Source organism: Streptomyces sp. NPDC051561 (assembly GCF_044454195.1).
In the GTDB taxonomy this organism is placed as follows: domain Bacteria; phylum Actinomycetota; class Actinomycetes; order Streptomycetales; family Streptomycetaceae; genus Streptomyces.
In genome coordinates this window covers 319777-338840 of sequence record NZ_JBITDM010000001.1, presented here as the reverse complement: position 1 = coordinate 338840, position 19064 = coordinate 319777, and the positions used below count along the sequence as shown (strand labels likewise).

Annotated in this window: 20 protein-coding genes; 17 read left to right on the top strand and 3 right to left on the bottom strand. The window is 68.9% G+C overall.

Translation table 11 applies throughout. From position 1 onward, the window contains the following. Positions 1 to 158 precede the first annotated feature (158 nt). From kdpF to ACIA73_RS01435, 11 genes are all read left to right on the top strand, one after another. Positions 159 to 248, top strand: a complete 90-nt coding sequence (kdpF, locus tag ACIA73_RS01485; RefSeq protein WP_399436183.1) for a K(+)-transporting ATPase subunit F — start codon at positions 159 to 161, stop codon at positions 246 to 248. An 8-nt stretch (positions 249 to 256) separates the two neighbouring features. Beyond that, the gene (gene kdpA / locus ACIA73_RS01480) at positions 257 to 1921 is read left to right on the top strand and encodes a potassium-transporting ATPase subunit KdpA (RefSeq protein WP_399436182.1); all 1665 of its coding nucleotides are present in this window, start codon (positions 257 to 259) and stop codon (positions 1919 to 1921) included. Then, complete coding sequence (kdpB, locus tag ACIA73_RS01475) at positions 1918 to 4098, top strand: potassium-transporting ATPase subunit KdpB (protein WP_399436181.1); 2181 nt, start codon at positions 1918 to 1920, stop codon at positions 4096 to 4098. The genes kdpA and kdpB overlap by 4 nt, the downstream gene beginning before the upstream one ends. Before the next feature lie 5 nt (positions 4099 to 4103). Further along, positions 4104 to 4793, top strand: a complete 690-nt coding sequence (locus ACIA73_RS01470) for a potassium-transporting ATPase subunit C (RefSeq protein WP_399436180.1) — start codon at positions 4104 to 4106, stop codon at positions 4791 to 4793. Positions 4794 to 5546: 753 nt separating this feature from the next. Next, positions 5547 to 7124, top strand: a complete 1578-nt coding sequence (locus ACIA73_RS01465) for a pyridoxal phosphate-dependent decarboxylase family protein (protein ID WP_399436179.1) — start codon at positions 5547 to 5549, stop codon at positions 7122 to 7124. A 32-nt stretch (positions 7125 to 7156) separates the two neighbouring features. After that, a complete protein-coding gene (locus ACIA73_RS01460) occupies positions 7157 to 8722 on the top strand; it encodes a hypothetical protein (protein WP_399436178.1) in 1566 nt (521 codons plus the stop codon). 113 nt (positions 8723 to 8835) lie between these two features. Continuing rightward, entirely contained in the window at positions 8836 to 9318 is a 483-nt protein-coding gene (locus ACIA73_RS01455) for a hypothetical protein (protein ID WP_399436177.1), read from the top strand. A gap of 55 nt (positions 9319 to 9373) precedes the next feature. Next, on the top strand, positions 9374 to 10168 hold the full coding sequence (locus tag ACIA73_RS01450) for a hypothetical protein (protein ID WP_399436176.1): 795 nt from the start codon (positions 9374 to 9376) through the stop codon (positions 10166 to 10168). An 89-nt stretch (positions 10169 to 10257) separates the two neighbouring features. Beyond that, positions 10258 to 10725, top strand: a complete 468-nt coding sequence (locus ACIA73_RS01445; protein WP_399436175.1) for a hypothetical protein — start codon at positions 10258 to 10260, stop codon at positions 10723 to 10725. After that, entirely contained in the window at positions 10722 to 11318 is a 597-nt protein-coding gene (locus tag ACIA73_RS01440) for a hypothetical protein (protein WP_399436174.1), read from the top strand. Before ACIA73_RS01445 ends, ACIA73_RS01440 begins: the two co-directional genes overlap by 4 nt. Before the next feature lie 151 nt (positions 11319 to 11469). Further along, positions 11470 to 11814 (top strand): hypothetical protein, encoded by a 345-nt coding sequence (locus tag ACIA73_RS01435; protein ID WP_399436173.1) that lies wholly within the window; start codon positions 11470 to 11472, stop codon positions 11812 to 11814. Between the two features lie 74 nt (positions 11815 to 11888). Here ACIA73_RS01435 and ACIA73_RS01430 read toward each other — a convergent pair whose 3' ends face one another. Further along, complete coding sequence (locus tag ACIA73_RS01430) at positions 11889 to 12101, bottom strand: hypothetical protein (protein ID WP_399436172.1); 213 nt, start codon at positions 12099 to 12101, stop codon at positions 11889 to 11891. 111 nt (positions 12102 to 12212) lie between these two features. Here ACIA73_RS01430 and ACIA73_RS01425 point away from each other — a divergent pair, with 111 nt between their 5' ends. Continuing rightward, complete coding sequence (locus ACIA73_RS01425; RefSeq protein ID WP_399436171.1) at positions 12213 to 12617, top strand: hypothetical protein; 405 nt, start codon at positions 12213 to 12215, stop codon at positions 12615 to 12617. 31 nt (positions 12618 to 12648) lie between these two features. Here ACIA73_RS01425 and ACIA73_RS01420 read toward each other — a convergent pair whose 3' ends face one another. Further along, the gene (locus ACIA73_RS01420; protein WP_399436170.1) at positions 12649 to 13146 is read right to left on the bottom strand and encodes a DUF3237 domain-containing protein; all 498 of its coding nucleotides are present in this window, start codon (positions 13144 to 13146) and stop codon (positions 12649 to 12651) included. Positions 13147 to 13655: 509 nt separating this feature from the next. Between ACIA73_RS01420 and ACIA73_RS01415 the strand changes: the two genes are divergently transcribed. The 3 genes from ACIA73_RS01415 to ACIA73_RS01405 all read left to right on the top strand — a co-directional run bounded on the left by ACIA73_RS01415 (position 13656) and on the right by ACIA73_RS01405 (position 17267). Further along, entirely contained in the window at positions 13656 to 15311 is a 1656-nt protein-coding gene (locus ACIA73_RS01415; RefSeq protein WP_399436169.1) for an ABC transporter substrate-binding protein, read from the top strand. Between the two features lie 70 nt (positions 15312 to 15381). Next, positions 15382 to 16878, top strand: coding sequence for an amidase (locus ACIA73_RS01410; protein ID WP_399436168.1), 1497 nt, complete (start codon positions 15382 to 15384; stop codon positions 16876 to 16878). A 17-nt stretch (positions 16879 to 16895) separates the two neighbouring features. Next, the gene (locus ACIA73_RS01405; RefSeq protein ID WP_399436167.1) at positions 16896 to 17267 is read left to right on the top strand and encodes a VOC family protein; all 372 of its coding nucleotides are present in this window, start codon (positions 16896 to 16898) and stop codon (positions 17265 to 17267) included. A gap of 158 nt (positions 17268 to 17425) precedes the next feature. Here ACIA73_RS01405 and ACIA73_RS01400 read toward each other — a convergent pair whose 3' ends face one another. After that, complete coding sequence (locus tag ACIA73_RS01400) at positions 17426 to 18019, bottom strand: TetR/AcrR family transcriptional regulator (RefSeq protein ID WP_399436166.1); 594 nt, start codon at positions 18017 to 18019, stop codon at positions 17426 to 17428. A 119-nt stretch (positions 18020 to 18138) separates the two neighbouring features. Here ACIA73_RS01400 and ACIA73_RS01395 point away from each other — a divergent pair, with 119 nt between their 5' ends. Beyond that, on the top strand, positions 18139 to 18600 hold the full coding sequence (locus tag ACIA73_RS01395) for a VOC family protein (protein ID WP_399436165.1): 462 nt from the start codon (positions 18139 to 18141) through the stop codon (positions 18598 to 18600). A gap of 11 nt (positions 18601 to 18611) precedes the next feature. Beyond that, positions 18612 to 19046: a glutaredoxin domain-containing protein gene (locus ACIA73_RS01390; RefSeq protein ID WP_399436164.1), complete on the top strand. Its 435-nt coding sequence runs from the start codon at positions 18612 to 18614 to the stop codon at positions 19044 to 19046. Positions 19047 to 19064: the final 18 nt, after the last annotated feature.

Sequence of the window (19064 nt, the reverse complement as noted above, 5' to 3'; positions counted from 1 at the left end):
GGCGCTTTGCTCATCAAGTCCGAGCACAAACGCTCAGCGCCTGTGTCTCCACCCCACCTCTTCCTCAGGAGCTCCCCGATGGCCGACCTGGCCTTCGTCGTCACCACGATCGCGGTCTTCTCGCTGGTGGCACTCGTCGCCAAGGGGGTGACGAAGCTGTGACTGCCGAGAACATCGTCGGCCTGATCGTGGCCGTCGCCCTGCTGGGATATCTGATCCTCGCCCTCGTACGCCCGGAGAGGTTCTGAGCACGGACATGAGTCCTCAACTCGCTGGCGTCCTCCAGCTCCTCGCGCTGATAGCGGCGCTCGCCCTCGTCTACCGCCCGCTGGGCGACTACATGGCCGGGGTCTACTCCTCCACCAAGCACCTGCGGGTCGAGAAGTGGATGTACAAGGCGGTCGGGGCGAACCCGGACACCGAGATGCGCTGGCCCGCCTATCTGCGCGGCGTCCTCGCCTTCTCGCTGGTGAGTGTCCTCTTCCTGTACGTGATGCAGCGGCTCCAGGGTTCGCTGCCCGGCTCGCTCGGGTTCGCCTCGATCGACCCTGACCAGGCCTTCAACACCGCGGCCTCGTTCGTCTCCAACACCAACTGGCAGTCGTACTACGGCGAGCAGGCCATGGGCCACGTCGTACAGACCGGTGGCCTCGCGGTGCAGAACTTCGTCTCCGCCGCCGTCGGCATGGCCGTCGCGGCCGCGCTGGTACGGGGCTTCGCCCGCTCCCGCACCGGTGAACTGGGCAACTTCTGGGCGGACCTGGTACGCGGATGCGTCCGCATCCTCCTCCCGCTGTCCGTCGTCGGCGCGCTCGTGCTGGTCGCCTCCGGCGCCATCCAGAACTTCTCCGGCATCCACGAGGTCGGCCAGTTCGCCGGGAACGCGCAGCAGTGGAACGGCGGCGCGGTCGCCTCGCAGGAGGTCATCAAGGAGCTGGGTACCAACGGCGGCGGTTACTTCAACGCCAACTCGGCCCACCCCTTCGAGAACCCCAACGCGTTCACCAACCTCTTCGAGATCTTCCTGATCCTGGTCATCCCGTTCTCGCTGACGCGGACCTTCGGCCGGATGGTCGGCTCGATCAGGCAGGGCTACGCGATCCTCGCCACCATGGCGGTCATCTGGCTCGGCTTCATCCTGCTGATGTGGGCCACCGAGTTCGCCGGCAAGGGCCCCGCCTTCGAAGCCGCGGGCGGCGCGATGGAGGGCAAGGAGACCCGGTTCGGCATCGCCGCCTCCTCGATCTTCGCGGTCACCACCACGCTGACCTCCACCGGCGCCGTCGACTCCTTCCACTCCTCCTACACCGGCTTCGGCGGCGGCATCACCATGCTGGGCATGCAGCTCGGCGAGATCGCGCCCGGCGGGGTCGGTTCCGGTCTCTACGGCATGCTGGTCATGGCGATCATCGCGGTGTTCATCGCCGGGCTGATGGTCGGACGCACGCCCGAGTACCTGGGCAAGAAGATCGGTACCCGCGAGATCAAGTTCGCCGCGTGCTACATCCTGGTCACCCCGGCGCTGGTGCTCTGCTTCACCGCCGCCGCGATGGCGCTGGACACCCCGGCCGACTCCATGACGAACTCCGGTGCGCACGGCTTCTCCGAGATCCTGTACGCCTACAGCTCGGGCGCCAACAACAACGGTTCCGCCTTCGCGGGGCTCAACGCCGACACCGACTGGTTCAACACCACCATCGGTCTGGCGATGCTGCTCGGCCGCTTCCTGCCCATGGTGTTCGTGCTGGCGCTGGCGGGTTCGCTCGCGGAGCAGACACCGGTACCGAAGACGGTCGGCACGCTCCGTACCGAAAAGCCGCTGTTCACAGGCCTGTTGGTCGCCACCATCATGATCATCACCGGTCTGACGTACTTCCCGGCGCTCTCCCTCGGACCGCTGGCCGAAGGGCTGGCGTCATGACCACCGACACGAAGAAGCATGAGGAGTCCGGCGCCATGCCCACCTCCACGTCCACCTCCACCTCTGCCCCGGCTCTCGCCCCGCACAGCGATGCCCCCACCGGGCACCACGGCGAGGCGGGCCGGGTGGGCGCGGGACTGTTCGACCCGGGGCAGCTGCTCAAGTCGCTGCCGGACGCGGTCCGCAAGCTGCATCCGCGAGTGATGGTCAAGTCCCCCGTGATGTTCGTGGTGCTGATCGGGTCGGTGGTCACCACCGTCCTGGCGATCCTGAACCCGGACGACTGGTTCGGCTGGGCGATCACCGTCTGGCTGTGGCTCACGACCCTCTTCGCCAACCTGGCGGAGGCGGTCGCCGAGGGCCGCGGCAAGGCGCAGGCCGACACCCTGCGCAAGGCCAAGACCGACACCGTCGCCCGCCGCCTGGTCGGCAAGGACCCGGTCGGCCGGGACGAGGAGCAGGTGCCCGGCACCGAGCTGCGCATCGGTGACCTGGTGGTCTGCGAGGCCGGCGACATCGTCCCCGGCGACGGTGACGTCGTCGCGGGCGTCGCCTCCGTCGACGAGTCCGCCATCACCGGCGAGTCCGCGCCGGTCATCCGCGAGTCCGGCGGCGACCGTTCGGCCGTCACCGGCGGTACCAAGGTGCTGTCCGACCGCATCGTCATCAAGATCACGACGAAGCCCGGCGAGACCTTTATCGACCGCATGATCAGCCTGGTCGAGGGCGCCGCCCGGCAGAAGACGCCCAACGAGATCGCGCTGAACATCCTGCTCGCCTCGCTGACCATCGTCTTCCTGCTCGCCGTCGTCACCCTGAAGCCCTTCGCGATCTACGCGGGCGCCGACGAACAGACCTCGATGATCGTGCTCACCGCACTCCTGGTCTGCCTGATCCCCACCACGATCGGCGCGCTGCTCTCCGCGATCGGCATCGCGGGCATGGACCGCCTGGTCCAGCGCAATGTGCTGGCCATGTCGGGCCGCGCGGTGGAAGCCGCCGGCGACGTATCGACGCTGCTGCTCGACAAGACCGGCACCATCACCCTCGGCAACCGTCAGGCCGCCGAATTCGTCCCGGTCAAGGGCACCACGGAGGCCGAACTCGCTGACGCCGCCCAGCTGTCCTCCCTCGCGGACGAGACTCCTGAGGGCCGCTCCATCGTCGTACTGGCGAAGGAGAAGTACGGGCTGCGCGAGCGCCACCAGGGCGAGCTGACCGGCGCCGAGTGGGTCGAGTTCACCGCCCAGACCCGGATGTCGGGTGTGGACGTGGACGGGCACAAGGTCCGCAAGGGGGCGGCCGGTTCGGTGGTCGCGTGGGTCGAGGAGCGTGGCGGAGCCGTCGCCCCCGACGCGCAGACGCTCACCGCTCTGATCTCCCAGGCCGGCGGAACGCCCCTGCTGGTGGCCCGCGAGGACGCGGAGCACGGGGCACGGGTGCTCGGTGTGATCCACCTGAAGGACGTCGTCAAGGACGGCATGCGCGAGCGGTTCGACGAGCTGCGCCGGATGGGCATCAAGACGGTCATGATCACGGGTGACAACCCGCTGACCGCCAAGGCTATCGCCGAGGAGGCGGGCGTCGACGACTTCCTCGCGGAGGCCACGCCCGAGGACAAGATGGCGCTCATCAAGCGCGAGCAGGCCGGCGGAAAGCTGGTCGCGATGACCGGTGACGGTACGAACGACGCGCCCGCGCTGGCCCAGGCGGACGTCGGCGTGGCCATGAACACCGGAACCTCGGCCGCCAAGGAGGCCGGGAACATGGTGGACCTCGACTCCAACCCCACCAAGCTGATCGAGATCGTCGAGATCGGCAAGCAACTCCTCATCACCCGGGGCGCGTTGACGACCTTCTCGATCGCCAACGACGTCGCGAAGTACTTCGCGATCATCCCCGCGATGTTCGCGGTCGCCTACCCGTCGCTGGACAAGCTCAACATCATGGGCCTGACCTCGCCGGAGTCCGCGATCCTGTCGGCCGTCATCTTCAACGCGCTGATCATCATCGCCCTGGTGCCGCTCGCCCTGAAGGGCGTGCGCTACCGGCCGACCAGCGCCGACCGGATGCTCCGCCGCAACCTCGGGATCTACGGTCTCGGCGGTCTGATCGCCCCGTTCATCGGCATCAAGATCATTGACATGCTTCTCTCCCTCATCCCCGGCATTGGGTGACGACCATGAACAACTCCCTCGGCAACAGCGCCCGCCTGCTCGGCGCGGGTCTGCGCGCCCTCCTCGTACTGACGGTGCTCTGCGGAGTGATCTACCCGCTGGCCCTCACCGGCGTCGCCCAGGCCGCGTTCTCCGACCGGGCCAACGGCTCGGAGATCAAGGACGCGCAGGGCACGGTCGTCGGCTCCTCGCTGATCGGCCAGAGCTACAACCTCCCGAAGAAGAACCCGGACGACGCGGGGGAAGCGCCGGTCCCCGACCTCAAGTGGTTCCAGCCGCGTCCCTCCGGCGGCCTGGGCAGCAACAGCGTGAACACCCAGTACTCGCTGATCCTCTCCGGCGCCACCAACAAGTCCGGTGACAACGAGGACCTCCTCAAGGCCGTCAACGATGCCAAGGCGGCGGTCGTCAAGGACAACGCCACCGCGACCTACCAGGTCAGCCCGGCCGAGATCCCGGCGGAGGCCGTCACCTCCTCGGCCTCCGGCCTGGACCCGCACATCTCCCCCCGGTACGCGGAGATCCAGACCCACCGGGTCGCAGAGCGGAACAAGCTCGATGTCGCGGCGGTCGAGCGGCTCGTGGCGCAGCACACCGACGGCCGGATCCTCGGCTTCATGGGTGAGCCGCGGGTGAACGTACTGGAGCTGAACACCGCGCTCAGGGACCTGCTGAAGGCGAAGCCCGCGCACTGACGGGTTGAGAAACGGGCTCTAACCGATCTGATTCGATCTGAATCGATCCGAACCGTACGCCGCCGCAGGCGGGCCCAGCAGCACACCGGGCCCGCCTGCGGCCATGCGCGGCACCGGTGGTACCCCTGTTCGGCGAGTGAGCGGGCGCGGCCGACTCGCACCGGAGTATCAAAGGGGCGCTTCTGGCCGGAACACCCTTCCGAACAGAGATTCGTTCCGAGGAATGGGCGTCCGGCAACTGCCAGACGCAGTCCCGTTATTGACATTCTTGTCGATGGCGGGAAACCGGCCCTCTCGGTCTGTACCAACCGGGCGGTATCTCTCCCTGTCCGGCCCACTTCCTGCGGAGTTCCGTCATCCGGAATGTGATCCAGGAATACATTGTCCGGAAACCTCGGAAAGCGGTTTGCCTGGTGTGGCGGATGTGGTTTGCCGGAGGGGCGGCTCCGCGGATGACCCGGCCGGCGTTCCTGACAGGGTTTCGGACATACATTCCGTGATGACTGGCCAGTGAATGGAAAGGCCCTAACGTGGTCCGAGCGCAGGGAGCTGACAACCACTCAGGTTGACCGCTGTGCTTGGGGGAAAAGCAGAGGATTGCCAGGAGGGGGTAATTCACTGTTCACCAATCGTCCGCCTCGCGGGCTGCTTCGGGCTGCCGAACACTCTTTCAGGGGTGCCAATGCGCCGCTCGACGTCGTCGTACGCGGCGTACGCACCACAGGAATTTCCGAATGACTTCAGGGAGATCCGGTGACGGAATCCAGTTCGGTGAAGGACGCGGGGGGCCAGGGCGAATTACTGGCCGGGGGGCAAGGGGAGTTACCGTCCGGAGCGCAAGGAGAGCTACTGCTCGAAGCGTTTGACGCGCAGGTGTTCCGCGAGAGCTCGGAGTCGGTGCTCGCCAAACTGGAGAAGCATCTCGCGGACCAGGCGATCAAGGGGCTCGAACTCGTCGACCCGGCACGGCTCACCGAAGCGGCGCGGTCCCTGATGACCGACGAGAGCACGCGCATCGCCGCCTTCGACGAGGAGAAGCTGGCAGCGATCGTCGACCTGTACGTCAGGACCGGCATCCCGGTCCACTCGCCCGGCTACATGGGGCGGCAGTTCTCCGGAGTGGTGCCGCTCGGCGGCGTCGTCGACTTCGTCAGCTCGGTGGTCAACCAGCCCTCGTCGTTCTACGAGGCCGGCCAACTGCCCAATGTGGCCGAGCGGATCATGGCCGACGAGCTCAACAGGTTCATCGGCTGGGAGTGCGGCAGCTTCGACATGGTGACCACGTCGGGCGGCTCGCTGGCCAACCTCACCGCCCTGCTGGCCGCCCGCAACCGGCGCTTTCCCGAGTACTGGACCAAGGGCGGCGCCGCCCTCCAGGGGCGGGGCAGGCCGGCCGTCGCCGTCGGTGCCGATGTGCACTACAGCGTCTCCCGGGCAGCCGGTGTCATGGGGATCGGCGAGGACCAGCTGGTCAGGCTGCCGCTCAACGCCGAGCAGCAGATCTGCGTGGAACAGGCCGGTCCGGCACTGGCGGCCGCCGAGGAACGCGGCCTGGAGGTGTTCTGCCTGGTCGCCTCCGCGGGCACCACCTCGGTCGGTGCCTTCGACCCGCTCGACGCACTCGCCGACCTCGCACACGAGCGGAACATCTGGCTCCATGTGGACGGGGCGCACGGCGCCAGCCTGCTCGTCTCGGAGCGGCTCCGAAAGAAGCTGCACGGAATCGAGAAAGTGGATTCGCTGGCCTGGGACGCGCACAAAATGATGTTCGTGCCCGCTCCCTGCACACTGCTCTTCTACCGCAACAAAGAACACAGTCGCGGGGCTTTCCGCCAGAAGGCAAGTTATGTTTTCGACGAGCAGCAGGACATCTACACCGCGCTCGACAGCGGCGACAAGAACTTCGAATGCACCAAACGCCCCATGATCATGCCGCTCTGGGTGCTGTGGTCCATGTACGGCCGGGCGTTGTTCGCCGAAAAGATCGAGTACCTCTGTCAGCTGACGCAGGACGCGTACGACGTCGTTGCGGAAGAAAGCGATTTCCAAACCGTGCACCGGCCGGAGGCGAACATTCTGTGCTTCCGGTACGTTCCCGGAACCCTCGCCCCGGAAAACATCCACCGCCTCCAGGAGGACATCCGGAACAAGGTGAAGTTCCAGGGAAACTTCTTCATCTCCAAGGTGAACGTGGACGGTGTCGCCGCCCTGCGCGTGGTGATGATGAATCACCGCATCACGGTGGAGAACTTCCGGATGCTGCTCAGTGAGGTCCGGAAATCGGGACAAGAGCTGATGGCCCACTACGAAGACCAGCGCGACGCCCAGTAGGAAGACGACCGGCATCACGAAGGGACACAAGAGTGAGCACTGTGAACGCCCCGCACGTCCCGCAACACACCCAGAATCCCGTCAAGGCCCGCCAATTGGCCGAGTGGCTTATTCCGGACCATGAATGGCGACCCGCGTCCATCGACGCCGTCGCCGTTCTGCCGTCCTTCGCCAGCAAGATGCACGAGGCCGAACGGGCCTGCGGGGCGACGTACAGCGAGCTGTCGCACGAGATCCAGGACGCCCTGGTGCTGCGCAGGCTCCAGCAGATGATCCACACCGTGCAGCTCAACCCGCTGTGGCGCGAGCGCCTGGCCGGCGCGGGGATACTCGGCGCCCCCGCCTCGTACGCGCAGTGGCAGGACATCCCGCTCTCCGACAAGGACGTCCAGCGCGACTTCCTGATGGGCGCGCGCCCCGGCATGGTGGTGCCGCTCGGCCGCGGCGGCTTCGAGGTCGTCGCCAGTGGTGGCACCAGTGGCGGCAGCCCGCTGGAAGTCGTCTACTCGCTGCGCGAACTCCAGGACACGTACGAGATCGCCGGCCGCTTCATGGGCGTCCACCAACTCGGCCGCTACCTCCAGGGAAGCGACCCGAAGTGGCTGCTCACCACCCTCGCCGACTACCAGATGTGGAGCAGCGGCACCATGGTCGGCGGGGTGCTCCAGAGCGTGCCGGGCGTCAACTACATAGGAGCCGGGCCGGTCACCGCGCCCGTCCTTGAGCACATGTTCTCCTACCGGGGCCCCAAGGCGCTGATGGGCATCACGGCGGGCATCGCGATCCTCGCCGAGCTCGGCGCCGGCATGAGCCAGGAGGCCAAGGAGAGTTTCCGGGTCGCCCTGTACGGCAGCGGAGTGCTGCCGCAGCGCAAGCGCACCGAACTCCTGGCGATGTACCCGAACCTGTCCATCCTCAGCTACTTCGCCGCCACCCAGGCCGAGACCCTCGGTCTCCAACTCGACGCGAACTCGCCGTACTTGGCCTCCGTGCCCGGTCTGCATCTGGTCGAGATCGTGGACGAGAACGGGCGCTGGGTGAAGGAGGGCGAGGAGGGCGAACTCGTCGTCACCCGGTTGCACGCCCACGAGGCACCCCTGCTGCGGCTGAAGCTGGGCGACCGGATGATCCGCAGGCCGCGGATCGACCAACCCGACCTGAAAACCCACCAGTTCGAGTTCGCGGGCCGCACCGGGGAGGTCCTGCACCTCAACGACAGCCAGTACTCGGCCGCCCGTGCCTACGAGGCGCTGCGCGACGAGCTCAGGGCGGTGGGCGCGGTCGATCTCGACGAGGTCGCCCACGAGTTCCAGTTCGCCAACCACCGCGAGAGCAAGATGCTCACGCTGTACGCCTCGGTGGACGACGTGATCTCCATGAGCTTCCGTACGGAGTCGGCGCTCGGCCCGTACGGGATGCGGGAGGCCTGGCTGAGGGCGCTGCCGCGCTCGCTGTCGCTCTTCAACCACGGCGAGGCGAACGCCGTCTCGATCGAGAAGACCGGCTACCAGTTCCAGCTGGTGTTCGTGCCCCGGCACGCGCCCGAGATCGAGCGGACCGCGGTCGGCAAGGTGCCGCTGGTACGCGACCGGGGGTGACGCCCAAGGGGCCCTGGCCCCGTGGCCGTACCGACGACGCACCCGAATCAACCCCGCACCCGAACCGACTCCGTACCCGAACCCGTACCCGTAACGACCGGATGGAGTGAGCAGTGAGCATGAAACAGCAGGTCAACATCATCGCCGTGGTCGACGTCATCGGCGCCCTCTCGGACAGGTCGCTGTTGCACGGCAACCTCTCCCTCGTCGACAACGGCGACCACCAGAGCAGGTCGCAGGGCACCCCGGACCTGGTCACCCTCGTCAGGCCCGGCCAGATCGTGCAGTGGACCGTCCTGGCGCTCGACCTCCAGACCCCCGTCGAGATCAAGAACATCACCTTCCTGGGCGAGGACGGCAAGCCCGCGAGCGCGGGCGAGAACGGTCACGGCGGCGCCCAGGGTGCGGGACGCGGGCCCGCGCACGCCGACGAGGTTCCCGAGGGCGACGGCGACAAGCTCGACCTCGACGTGTGGACCGGCATCGTCCCGCAGCTGCCGTCCGGCGTCGCGCACAAGTACCGCCTCGAACTCCAGATGTACGAGGGCGAGTTCAGCACCCTGTACATCGACTCGCCCGCACTGATGTGCGTCTAGGGCCGACCGTGCGCACCACCCGCAGGACCCGTTCATCGTCCCGACCGGAGGAACCATGCCCCAGCAGTTAGCGATCATCGTGCTCGTGGACGTCGGCAGCGCGCTGGAGTCCAAGTCCCTGCAGGACCACACCTATCTCTTCGACAACATGAAGCTGCACGGCTCCGACGGCCAGGGCACCAACGGGCTGGTCACCGCGATCAACGGCTCGTACTGGAGCGACGGATCGCAGGCCAGCGAGCAGGTGCTCAACTGGCTGCCGTACAGCCTCGGTTCGATCCCGCCGACCGTCCCGCGCGGTTACGAGGCCGACCGCGCCCGGCAGAGTGACGAGGACGCACTCGAACAGCTGGACCGGCTGGCCGGCTCGGGCCCCGCCGGCAGCGAGGAGTCCGCCGCCGAACTGGCCCGGATCCGCAGGACCGCGGGCACCCGGATCAAGACCACCCGCCGCACCAAGGGACGGCTGTCCGGGCAGAAGGTCCTGGATGTGACCGGCAAGGTCGTCAGTGACGACGCCGGAGCGCACAGCTACCCGGCGCCGGTGATCACGGACATCTACGGCGAAGCGGTCGACGAGAAGATCATGTACCCGGCCGAGTACGGCTCCCCGGACCTGGTCACCGACGGCTGGTACTGGTCGGCCACCGTCGACAGCTCCCGCCCCGGCACCTACGCGTACACGATGCGCATCCAGCTCCACAAGCTGGTCCAGCAGGCCGGCGAGACCCTCTGGGAGCCGGTGAACCTGACCGTCGACTCCGCCCTGAGGATCACCACCGAACCCAAGCGCAACGCCTTCACCAAGGCGGGGCTCGGCGTGCTCCCGATCCCGACCGCACGCGGATGACGGCCACCGGCCCCGACCCGTTCCCAGTCCCGGCGTCGGCCCAGGCGCCGGTTCCGGCGACCCGACGACGTACCAAGAAGGAGGAACCGATGGCAGGCAAGGCGATACTGCGCGAGAACGGGGTACGGCGGCCCATCTCCATCACCGCGGTGGTGGACGTCGTGGGCGCCCTCGCGTCCAACAGCGCGCAGGGCCACCTCTACCTGTACGACACCAACCTGGCGGGCGGCTCCACCGGATTCGGCACCGAGGAGCTGCGTACCTCGGTCCGGCGCGGTGACCAACTGCTGTGGAACGTACTGGCGTTGGAGTGCGAGGCGTTCGTCGCCATCGACGACGTCGTGATCGACCCGGAGATCTGCGAGCCGGTCCGCAAGGTCTACCCGGGCACCGATGTCGCGTACTGGATCGGCACCGTCAAGACCGACGACGTCGAGTCGCTCACCTACCGGCTCAACTTCCGGGTGGGTACCAGGACCGAGCCCGTCACCACCTCCCTGACCCCGTCCCTGGTCGGTGCGCGCGCCGCCGCGACCACCCGGAAGGAGAAGCGATGACCCCCCGAGCCCGTACCGAAGGCACCCTCGCACGCGAGACCAGGGACACCTCGACCGACACGGAGGTGTCCAAGCAGAACCCCGGACAGCTCAACTCCGTACAGCTCAACATCGTCATCCTGATCGACCTGGAGAAGGCGACCGAGAACAACTCGCTCGACGACGCCCTGTTCATGATGGACAACAGCGTCGGCGGCTCCGGCCAGGGCACTCAGCACCTGGAGACCGTCTGCAAGCAGGGCCAGGTGATCAACTGGATCATCCGGCCGCTCGACATGGAGAAGCGCCTCGACGGCACCTGGCCGCCCATGCCGAAGATCAACAACATCGTGTTCCTGGACACCGAGCTGGGTGACGAGGAGGACGTGGCGGAACGGAAGATCTTCACCGAGCTGAAGATCTACGGCATGCCCGACAAGATGCGCTCGCCGCTCACCCCCGTCTACTACTACTGGGCCGGCACCGTCCTGAGCACCGCCAAGCCCGGAGTCCACCGGTACCGGCTGGTGCTGGAACTGGAGAAGGAGAACTCGCGGGAGAGGCTCTACCTGCACACGGAGGAAGACCCGTCGATCCGGATCATCGGGGTCTAGGCGACCACCGGGGTCCAGGCAGGGTCACTCGTGAAGGATCCCCTGGGCAGGGGCGCCACACGCCCGGGGCCGGATTCCGCCGAGCAGTCGGCGGGGTCGGGCCTCCGGGCGTGCGGTGTGCCCGGGGCCGTGACGGCATACCCTCCCTGACATGCACAGGACCCTGACGGAGCACGCCCGCTGCATCTACGGGGACGAGTTCGGCCCCACCCCACCGTGCGAGGCCCAGCACCACGAGCACTTCTTCGTCGAGGAACTCACCTTCGCCGACGCGGACTCCATCCTCGCCATGCTGCACGCGCTCGCCCCGAACCTCGCCGACGGCAACCTGCCGGTGTGGATCCTCAACCTGTCCTACCGGCTGGCTCTCCTCCAGCGCCCCGACGACCCGGCTCTGCTCCGCGAGGCAGCCGACTCCCTCTGGCTCCACGGCCCCGACTGGGACGCCCGTGCGGAGGGGATGAAGCGCAGGGCGGAGGAGTTGGAGGCGGACTGAGAGCCCGCGTCCGAGGCAACCTCCGCACGGCAGAGGTCTGTCGCGCCCCCGGCACTCGCGCCCCGTCCGGCGGTTCAGCCTCGCCGCCGCGCCTCCCGTATCTCCCGCATGTGCTGTGCGTCCCGCGCCTCGGCGCGGCGTCGGGAGCGCGCCATCACCACCCCCAGCAGCAGGTACGTCACCGCAAGGCCGATGCAGCGGATGACGAAGCCCCAGCCCCATTCCCGGTCGGTCAGCAGAGTGCCGAGGGCGGATGCCGCGACCGCGACCCCCACCGCCAGAGACACGGGTTTCCACCATCGATTCATGGTGGATGCCTACCCCGGTTCGTCCCGCGCCCGCAAGGAGCACCCGCCGCCCCCTGTCCGCCGTGGCCCGCGCGCCGTAGGGTCCATGGGATGAACTCCAGCGTTCCGACGCCGCGCGTTCTCGTGATCGGCCTCGATCCGTACCGGGTCCCCGGGCCCTGGGACCCCAGGCCGGTCGCCGACGCCATCGAAGTGAGCATGGCCCGATTCGCCGCCCACGGGGTGGGTGCGGAGCTCTGTCTGTTCGGCCTCACCGGCGACGACGTACCGGAGAGCGTCGTCACCGCCCTGCGCGCCCAGACGTGGGAGTGCGTCGTGGTGGGCGGCGGGGTGCGCAAGGCCGAGGACCAGGTGGAGCTGTTCGAGACGGTGATCAATCTGGTACGGCGGCACGCTCCCGACGCGGCGATCGCGTTCAACAGCAACCCGACGGACCTCTTTGACGCGGCCGCCCGCTGGATCGATGTTCCGGGTGCGGCGGCCGGCGCCGACTAGCGTCTCCCCGGCCGGGCCTGTGCAGACCGCACTACCGGACCGCGTACATCCGGATCGCCACCACGTCCTGCTCCTTCCCCTCCGGCCGCGCCAGCCCCACGAACACCGTCTCGGCCAGCCAGCGATGGGCGGGCGCGTCCGTGCGGAAGACCGGGGACGTGCGGTAGTAGTGGCCGGCCTCGGTGACCTGGAGGTCACCCTCGAACTGGTCGGGGCTGTCCGCCTTCGGCCGGTAGAAGCCACGGTTCGCGATGTCGATCACCGCGCCGTCCTCGGCGCGGATCAGATAGCGGGCGTCCAGTTCGCAGACCTCGCCCCGGGTGCTGCTCCAGTCGCCGCCGCCGGAGAGCACCGTGCCGCGCAGCAGTGGGCCCTCCACGGTGCCGCCGGTGATGGGTGTGAACTCGGTGACCTCGCCGTCCCCGTGGCCGATGTGCAGGGTTTCGCTGACCTGGGCGCGTATCTCGAAGGCGAAGGTGAGGGCGGGGGAGAAGCCGGAGGAGGTGGGGGAGGGGGGAGTGTCGGGCATGGGTGAACTCCGTTCGGTGGCGATTGGGTTGGGGCATCTGCCGGTACGTCGGGGAGTGGGCGCACGGCGTGGCGCCGTCCCGTCCCTGGGTGACGTAACGGCGTAACGGCGTAGCGGACGCAGCGAAGTGAGGTCGTGCGGCACGGGCCCACGTCCGGCCCCCACGGAAGCGTGGGCAGGTGGCAGGCGCCCGGCCGGGGTGTGGGCACAGGCTCTCAGGGTGAACGCCGGGCCGATCGGACCGGGTTGGACGCCGAAGCTACCCGCAGCCGGGCCCCCGCGCCACCCCCGGATTTCGCGCCTCCCGGCCGGACCCCGTCAGGTCTTGACGGGTACGGCCGGGAGATGCAAGCGTGTCATGCAACAGTGTTATATGACGCTCGTTCATTACGTCGCATCTTCATCGCACTCCTCGTCGCACCGCTGGTTCGGCCCCCCGAACACCGCCCCGGTCAGCGCCGCGCTCCCCCCTCACCCTCACCCCGCCCCTCCGTCAAGGAGCCCCGACCATGCCGCCAAGAGCAACGCACGCCGCGCTCGCCTGCGCAGGACTGCTGGGACTGCTCACCACATCCGCCTGTACCTCCTCCCCCGCCCCGGGCGCGGGCGGACCCGCCTCTCCCCGCCTCACCACCACCACGCCCCGCGGCACCGCCCCCGTCGACCGGATCACCTGGGCCCTCCCGTACGGCGAACCCACCACTCTCGACCCGGCCAAGGTCGGCGACTACTCGCCCCAGACCGTCGAGGCGAACCTCTGCGACACCCTCACCCGGATGAACGCCGACTTCACCCTTGCCCCCGGTCTGGCCACCAAGGTCGCCTGGAAGGGCCCCCGCACCCTCGTTCTCGACCTCCGCCCGGACGTGAAGTTCTGGGACGGATCGCCGATGACCCCGCAGGACGTCATCCACAGTCTGGAACGTCAGAAGGACCCCAAGACCCAGGCGCTGTACGGGAATTACCTCTCCACGGTCGCGACGATCCGGGCCACCGGACCCCACCAGGTCACCCTCCGCACCAAGGTCTACGACCAGAGCCTGCCCAAGGCCCTCTCCACCTCCTTCGGCGCGGTCAGTCAGCAGTCGTACGTCCGCAGGGCCGGCGGCGGCTACGGCACCGCGAAGGGTGGGCTCATGTGCACCGGCCCCTTCAAACTCGGGGCCTGGAAGTCCGGCGACAGCATCACGATGACCCGCAACGACGCCTATTGGGACCGGGAGTTGAGGCCCAAGGCGGCGGAGGTCGTCTTCAAGTTCCTCACCAACAGCAACACCCTCACCAGCGCCCTGCTCTCGGGCGAGGTCGACGGCAGCTACGAACTGCCGCCCAGCGGCGCCACCGCGCTCGCCCGCGCGGGCACCGGTGCCCTCCACCTCGGCCCGTCCACCCAGAACGTCCTGCTCATCCCCGGCAACGCCGCCTCACCCGCCGCCGACCGCCGCCTGCTGGACGCCCTCTCCCTCACCCTCGACCGCACCGCGCTCATCAAGAACGTCTTCCACGGCGACGCCACCACCCTCAAGTCCCTCGTGCCACCCCTCACGTGGCGCGGAGACCCGGCCGCCACCCAGCTCGACGCCGCCTACCAGGCGCTGCCCGCCGTGCCGGAGAAGCCCGACCTGGCGAAGGCCAAGCAGCTCCTCGCGCAGGCGCGCCCGGTGGGCCGGCCGCTGGTGGCCGCGATTCCGGCCGGTGACCAGAAGGGCCTCCAGGTCCTCACCTTCCTCCAGGCATCGGCCAAGAAGATCGGCGTCGACCTCACGATCCGGCAGCTCCAGCCCACCGAGATGTCCTCGCTCTTCTACGACCCGTCGATCCGCGAGGGCCTCGACCTGGTGCTGACCTTCGGATACGTCTCGATGCCCGACCCCGCGTCGTACGTGGAGCAAATGGTCGCGCCGCGTGGGCTGTTCAACTGGACCGGCTATCGGAACCCGGAGGCGACCCGGCTGCTCGGGCAGGCGCGCACCGCCCAGGACCCGGCCGCATCCGCCAAGGCGTACGCGGACGCCCAGGCCTCGTTCACGCCGACCGTTCCGGCGGTCTTCCTGGCCGCGACGCACGAGCGGATGTTCCTCAACAAGCGGATCAGTGGGGCGCCGACGTCCTTCGCCTACATGGGGATGCCGTGGGCGGCGTACCTCGGCGGCACCGGGCGGTGATCCCGGCCCGCGAGCCGCACTCCGTGCAGCATTCCGTACAGCCGAACTTCGTACCCCAGGAGGCAACACCATGAACACCACCCCCACCGAAAAGCCCCTCTGGGACCGTTCGGCCGCCGACCTGGCCGCCGGGATACGGGACAAGGACTTCTCCGCGACCGAGGTCGCACAGGCCTTCCTCGGACGTATCGACGAGGTCAACCCCTCCGTCAACGCCCTCGTCGACCTCCGCCCCGAGGAAGCCCTGGCCCAGGCCGCCCAAGCGGACCGCAGGACGGTCGCGGGCGAACCGCTGCCGCCGCTGCACGGCGTCCCCGTCGCCACCAAGATCAACACCTCGCTGCGCGGATACGCCAGCTCGCACGGCGTACCGGCCTGGGCGGACGCCATCGCCCCGGCGGACGCCGAGTGCCTCGCGGGGCTGCGGACGGCCGGCGCGAACCTCATGGGACGCAGCAACAGCCCTGCGTTCGCGGTTCGTTGGTTCACCGCCAACGACCTGTACGGCACCACCCTCAACCCGTGGGACGCCGGGCACACACCCGGCGGCTCCTCCGGCGGGGCCGCCGCCGCGGTCGCCTCGGGAATGGTGCCGATCGCCCAGGGCAACGACATCGGGGGCTCGATCCGGTTCCCCGCCTTCTGCTGCGGTGCGGTGGGCCTGCGCCCCACCGTCGGGCTGGTCTCGGCCACGGAACCGGGGCCTGACGGGTCCGGGGAGGGGTTCGACGCCCCGCTGTCGTTCCAGACGATGGCGGTGCACGGACCGCTGGGGTGGACGGTCGACGACGTACGCCTGGGGCTGGAAGCCATGATGTCGGCGGACCTGACCGACCCGGTCGGACTGCCGGAACTGCCTCGGCTCGGGGAGCCGGGGGCCCGCCCGGTCAGGATCGCGGTCGTACGGGACGCGGGCCCGACCGCCCTGCACCCGACCGTCTCCGCCTCGCTCGACGACGCGGCACAGCGCCTCGCCGAGGCCGGATACGAGGTGGAGGAGGTCGAGCTGCCGCTGCTCGGGGAGGCCGCCCGGCTCTGGTCGCTCCTGCTCTACCAGGAGTTGAAGACCCTGCCGGAGGTGGGGCTCTTCGGCGACGACGCGGTCAAGACCTCGCTCGCCGACTCCTTCACGGCCGCCGCCGACATCTGGGGCGAGCAGCCGACCCTGGAGACGTACATCAAGGGGTACGCCCGCCGGGGCACGCTCATCTCCCGGCTCCAGCGGTACCTCGGGGACGACCGGCTGCTGCTCACGCCGGTGTGCGCGGAACCGCCGTTCGAACAGGACGCGGACCTGGCGGGTGTGGAGCGGGTGCGGGAACTCCTGGCGGCGCAGTGGCCGATGCAGGCGGTGCCGGTGCTCGGCTTCCCGGCGATCTCGGTCCCGACGGGCGTCCGGGGCGGGCTGCCGTCGGGTGTGCAGCTGATCGGTGGCCGGTTCCGGGAGAATCTGCTGCTCGCGGCCGCAACCGAGATCGAGGCGCGGACGGCACGGGTGCGGCCTGCTCTCTCCCTGGATGCGGCGGGGAATCGGGCCGTGCCGACCGGGACCCGTCCGGGCCGATAGCGGGCACACTGGCCGGCATGCCCCTGTCTCTGCATCACCTCGTCATCGACGCCCACGACCTGCCCGCTCTGGCCCGCTTCTGGGCCGAGGTGCTGCGCTGGGAGGTGCTGTCCGAGCGGGAGCGGGAGGTCGTGATCGGGCCGGACAAGACCGCGCCGGTGGGTATCTGCTTCATGCCGGTGACGGACCGGAAGGCCGTCAAGAACCGGCTGCACCTGGATCTGACCTCCGCCGCCGAGGACCGGGAGGCCGAGATCGAGCGCGTACTGGCGCTCGGTGCCCGGCGGGTGGACGTCGGACAGACCGGCGAGGAGACATGGACGGTGCTGGCCGATCCCGAGGGGAACGAGTTCTGCGTGGTGCGGCCCAAGGCGACGCTGATCGGGTAGCACGGGCTGCGGGGAGGGCGTGCGGGGAGCGCTGAAAGGGAGGGCTTCCGGCGGGCCCTCCCCGGGGTTCGAGGCGCAGGCTCGAAAGGCGCCCCCGGCCCGCCTCGGTCCCTGCGTACCCGAAGCCCGCCTCGGTCCCTGCGTATCCGAAGCCCGCCTCAGTCCCTGCGTACCCGAAGCCCGCCCAGCATCCGGTCCAACGCCCGCTCGGTGTCCGCCAGTTCGTCCGGCCTCGCCGAGCGGGCCAGCCACAGTGCGGCCTCGTTCATCGCGCCCGACAGCAGGCGGACCAGCGGCTCCACCGGCTGGTCCTCGATGACCCCGGCATCCACCAGCGTGCCCAGTGCCTCGGCGAGATGCCGGGCCGAGGAGTCCTCGTCCATGGCCCGCCACTCGTCCCATCCGAGGACGGTCGGGGCGTCGAGCAGTACGATCCTGCGCACCGTCGGGTCGGACCCGGCCGCGAGGAACTCCCGGCAGCCCGCCCTTAGTTGCTCCCACGGATCCGTGTGCCGGTCCGCCGCCCGCGCGACCCGCCCGCCGAGTTCCTGCTGCACCTCGGCGACGACCGCCCGGAACAGCCCCGCCTTGCTCTCGAAGTGGTGGTACGCCGCCCCCTTGGTGACCCCCGCGGCCCTGGCCACCTCGGCGAGAACCACCCCGTGGTAGCCATCGGCGGCGAACCGGGACCGCCCCTCGGCCAGCAACGCACGCCGCGTTGCCGCCCGTTGCTCCGCCCTCACCACGGCCATCGGCGTTCACCCATTCCTTCACCCTCGCCCTTCCCATTTCACATACCCCAGGTATGCTAACGCCCAAATTCACATACCCAAGGTATGTGAAGTCGAGAGCACACCTGCGGAGGCACCCCATGAAGACCCGGCTCAACGGTTTCTACCCGGTCATCGCCACCGGTGACGTGGCGGCCTCACGCGACTTCTATGTCCGTCACCTCGGCTTCGAGGTGACCTTCGAGGCCGACTGGTACGTCAGCCTGCACCGCCCGGACGCCCCGCAGTACGAACTCGCCCTGCTCGACCACACCCACCCGACCCTCCCCGGGGACCACCGCACCGCGCTCCGGGGCGGCCTCCTCCTCAACTTCGAGGTCGACGACGTCGACGCCGAACACCAGCGGCTGGTCGGCGGCGCGGGTCTGGCCGAACTCCTCAGCCTGCGCACCGAGGAGTTCGGCCAGCGCCACTTCATCGTCGCGGCACCGGACGGCGTACTGATTGACGTCATCACGCCCGTCGCGCCGACCGGGGAGTACGCGGAGCAGTACGCCGAGGGGCACGCACCGCGGGAACAGGGTGCGCCGTCCGCCGGGTAGCCTGCGTGACCATGACACGTGGTTGGATTGTGCCGGCGATTTTCGTGGTGTGCGGCGCGGCCGTCGCGACCGGGTTGGGGATCGGCGGGAGCCTCCTGATCGCGGGTGCGGTCCTGCTGGTGTTCGTGCTGATCGCGGGCATGAACTCACCGCTGATGTTCCCGAAGCCGATCGGTGCGCTGGAGGCGCAGCGGCGCAGCGCGGCCGACGGGCGGCCGGTCGTGTACTGGCGGCCGGGCTGCCAGTTCTGTCAGCGGCTGCGCATCCGGCTGGGGCGTGGCGCCCGGCAGGTGTACTGGGTCGACATCTGGCGCGACCCGGAGGGTGCGGCCGTGGTGCGGGCCGTCAACGACGGCAACGAGACCGTGCCGACCGTCTTCGTGGCGGGCCGCCCGCACACCAACCCCGATCCGGAATGGGTGCGCGAGCAGCTTCGCCGGGCCTGACGCGATGCGTGTCCGCAG

Coding starts and splice junctions, on each gene's coding strand:
- ACIA73_RS01410 (WP_399436168.1), top strand. CDS start 15,382: ATGAACACCACCCCCACCGAAAAGCCCCTCTGGGACCGTTCGGCCGCC.
- ACIA73_RS01390 (WP_399436164.1), top strand. CDS start 18,612: ATGACACGTGGTTGGATTGTGCCGGCGATTTTCGTGGTGTGCGGCGCG.
- ACIA73_RS01400 (WP_399436166.1), bottom strand. CDS start 18,019: ATGGCCGTGGTGAGGGCGGAGCAACGGGCGGCAACGCGGCGTGCGTTG.
- ACIA73_RS01445 (WP_399436175.1), top strand. CDS start 10,258: ATGGCAGGCAAGGCGATACTGCGCGAGAACGGGGTACGGCGGCCCATC.
- ACIA73_RS01405 (WP_399436167.1), top strand. CDS start 16,896: ATGCCCCTGTCTCTGCATCACCTCGTCATCGACGCCCACGACCTGCCC.
- kdpB (WP_399436181.1), top strand. CDS start 1,918: ATGACCACCGACACGAAGAAGCATGAGGAGTCCGGCGCCATGCCCACC.
- ACIA73_RS01435 (WP_399436173.1), top strand. CDS start 11,470: ATGCACAGGACCCTGACGGAGCACGCCCGCTGCATCTACGGGGACGAG.
- ACIA73_RS01450 (WP_399436176.1), top strand. CDS start 9,374: ATGCCCCAGCAGTTAGCGATCATCGTGCTCGTGGACGTCGGCAGCGCG.
- ACIA73_RS01415 (WP_399436169.1), top strand. CDS start 13,656: ATGCCGCCAAGAGCAACGCACGCCGCGCTCGCCTGCGCAGGACTGCTG.
- ACIA73_RS01470 (WP_399436180.1), top strand. CDS start 4,104: ATGAACAACTCCCTCGGCAACAGCGCCCGCCTGCTCGGCGCGGGTCTG.
- ACIA73_RS01420 (WP_399436170.1), bottom strand. CDS start 13,146: ATGCCCGACACTCCCCCCTCCCCCACCTCCTCCGGCTTCTCCCCCGCC.
- ACIA73_RS01395 (WP_399436165.1), top strand. CDS start 18,139: ATGAAGACCCGGCTCAACGGTTTCTACCCGGTCATCGCCACCGGTGAC.
- kdpA (WP_399436182.1), top strand. CDS start 257: ATGAGTCCTCAACTCGCTGGCGTCCTCCAGCTCCTCGCGCTGATAGCG.
- ACIA73_RS01425 (WP_399436171.1), top strand. CDS start 12,213: ATGAACTCCAGCGTTCCGACGCCGCGCGTTCTCGTGATCGGCCTCGAT.
- ACIA73_RS01440 (WP_399436174.1), top strand. CDS start 10,722: ATGACCCCCCGAGCCCGTACCGAAGGCACCCTCGCACGCGAGACCAGG.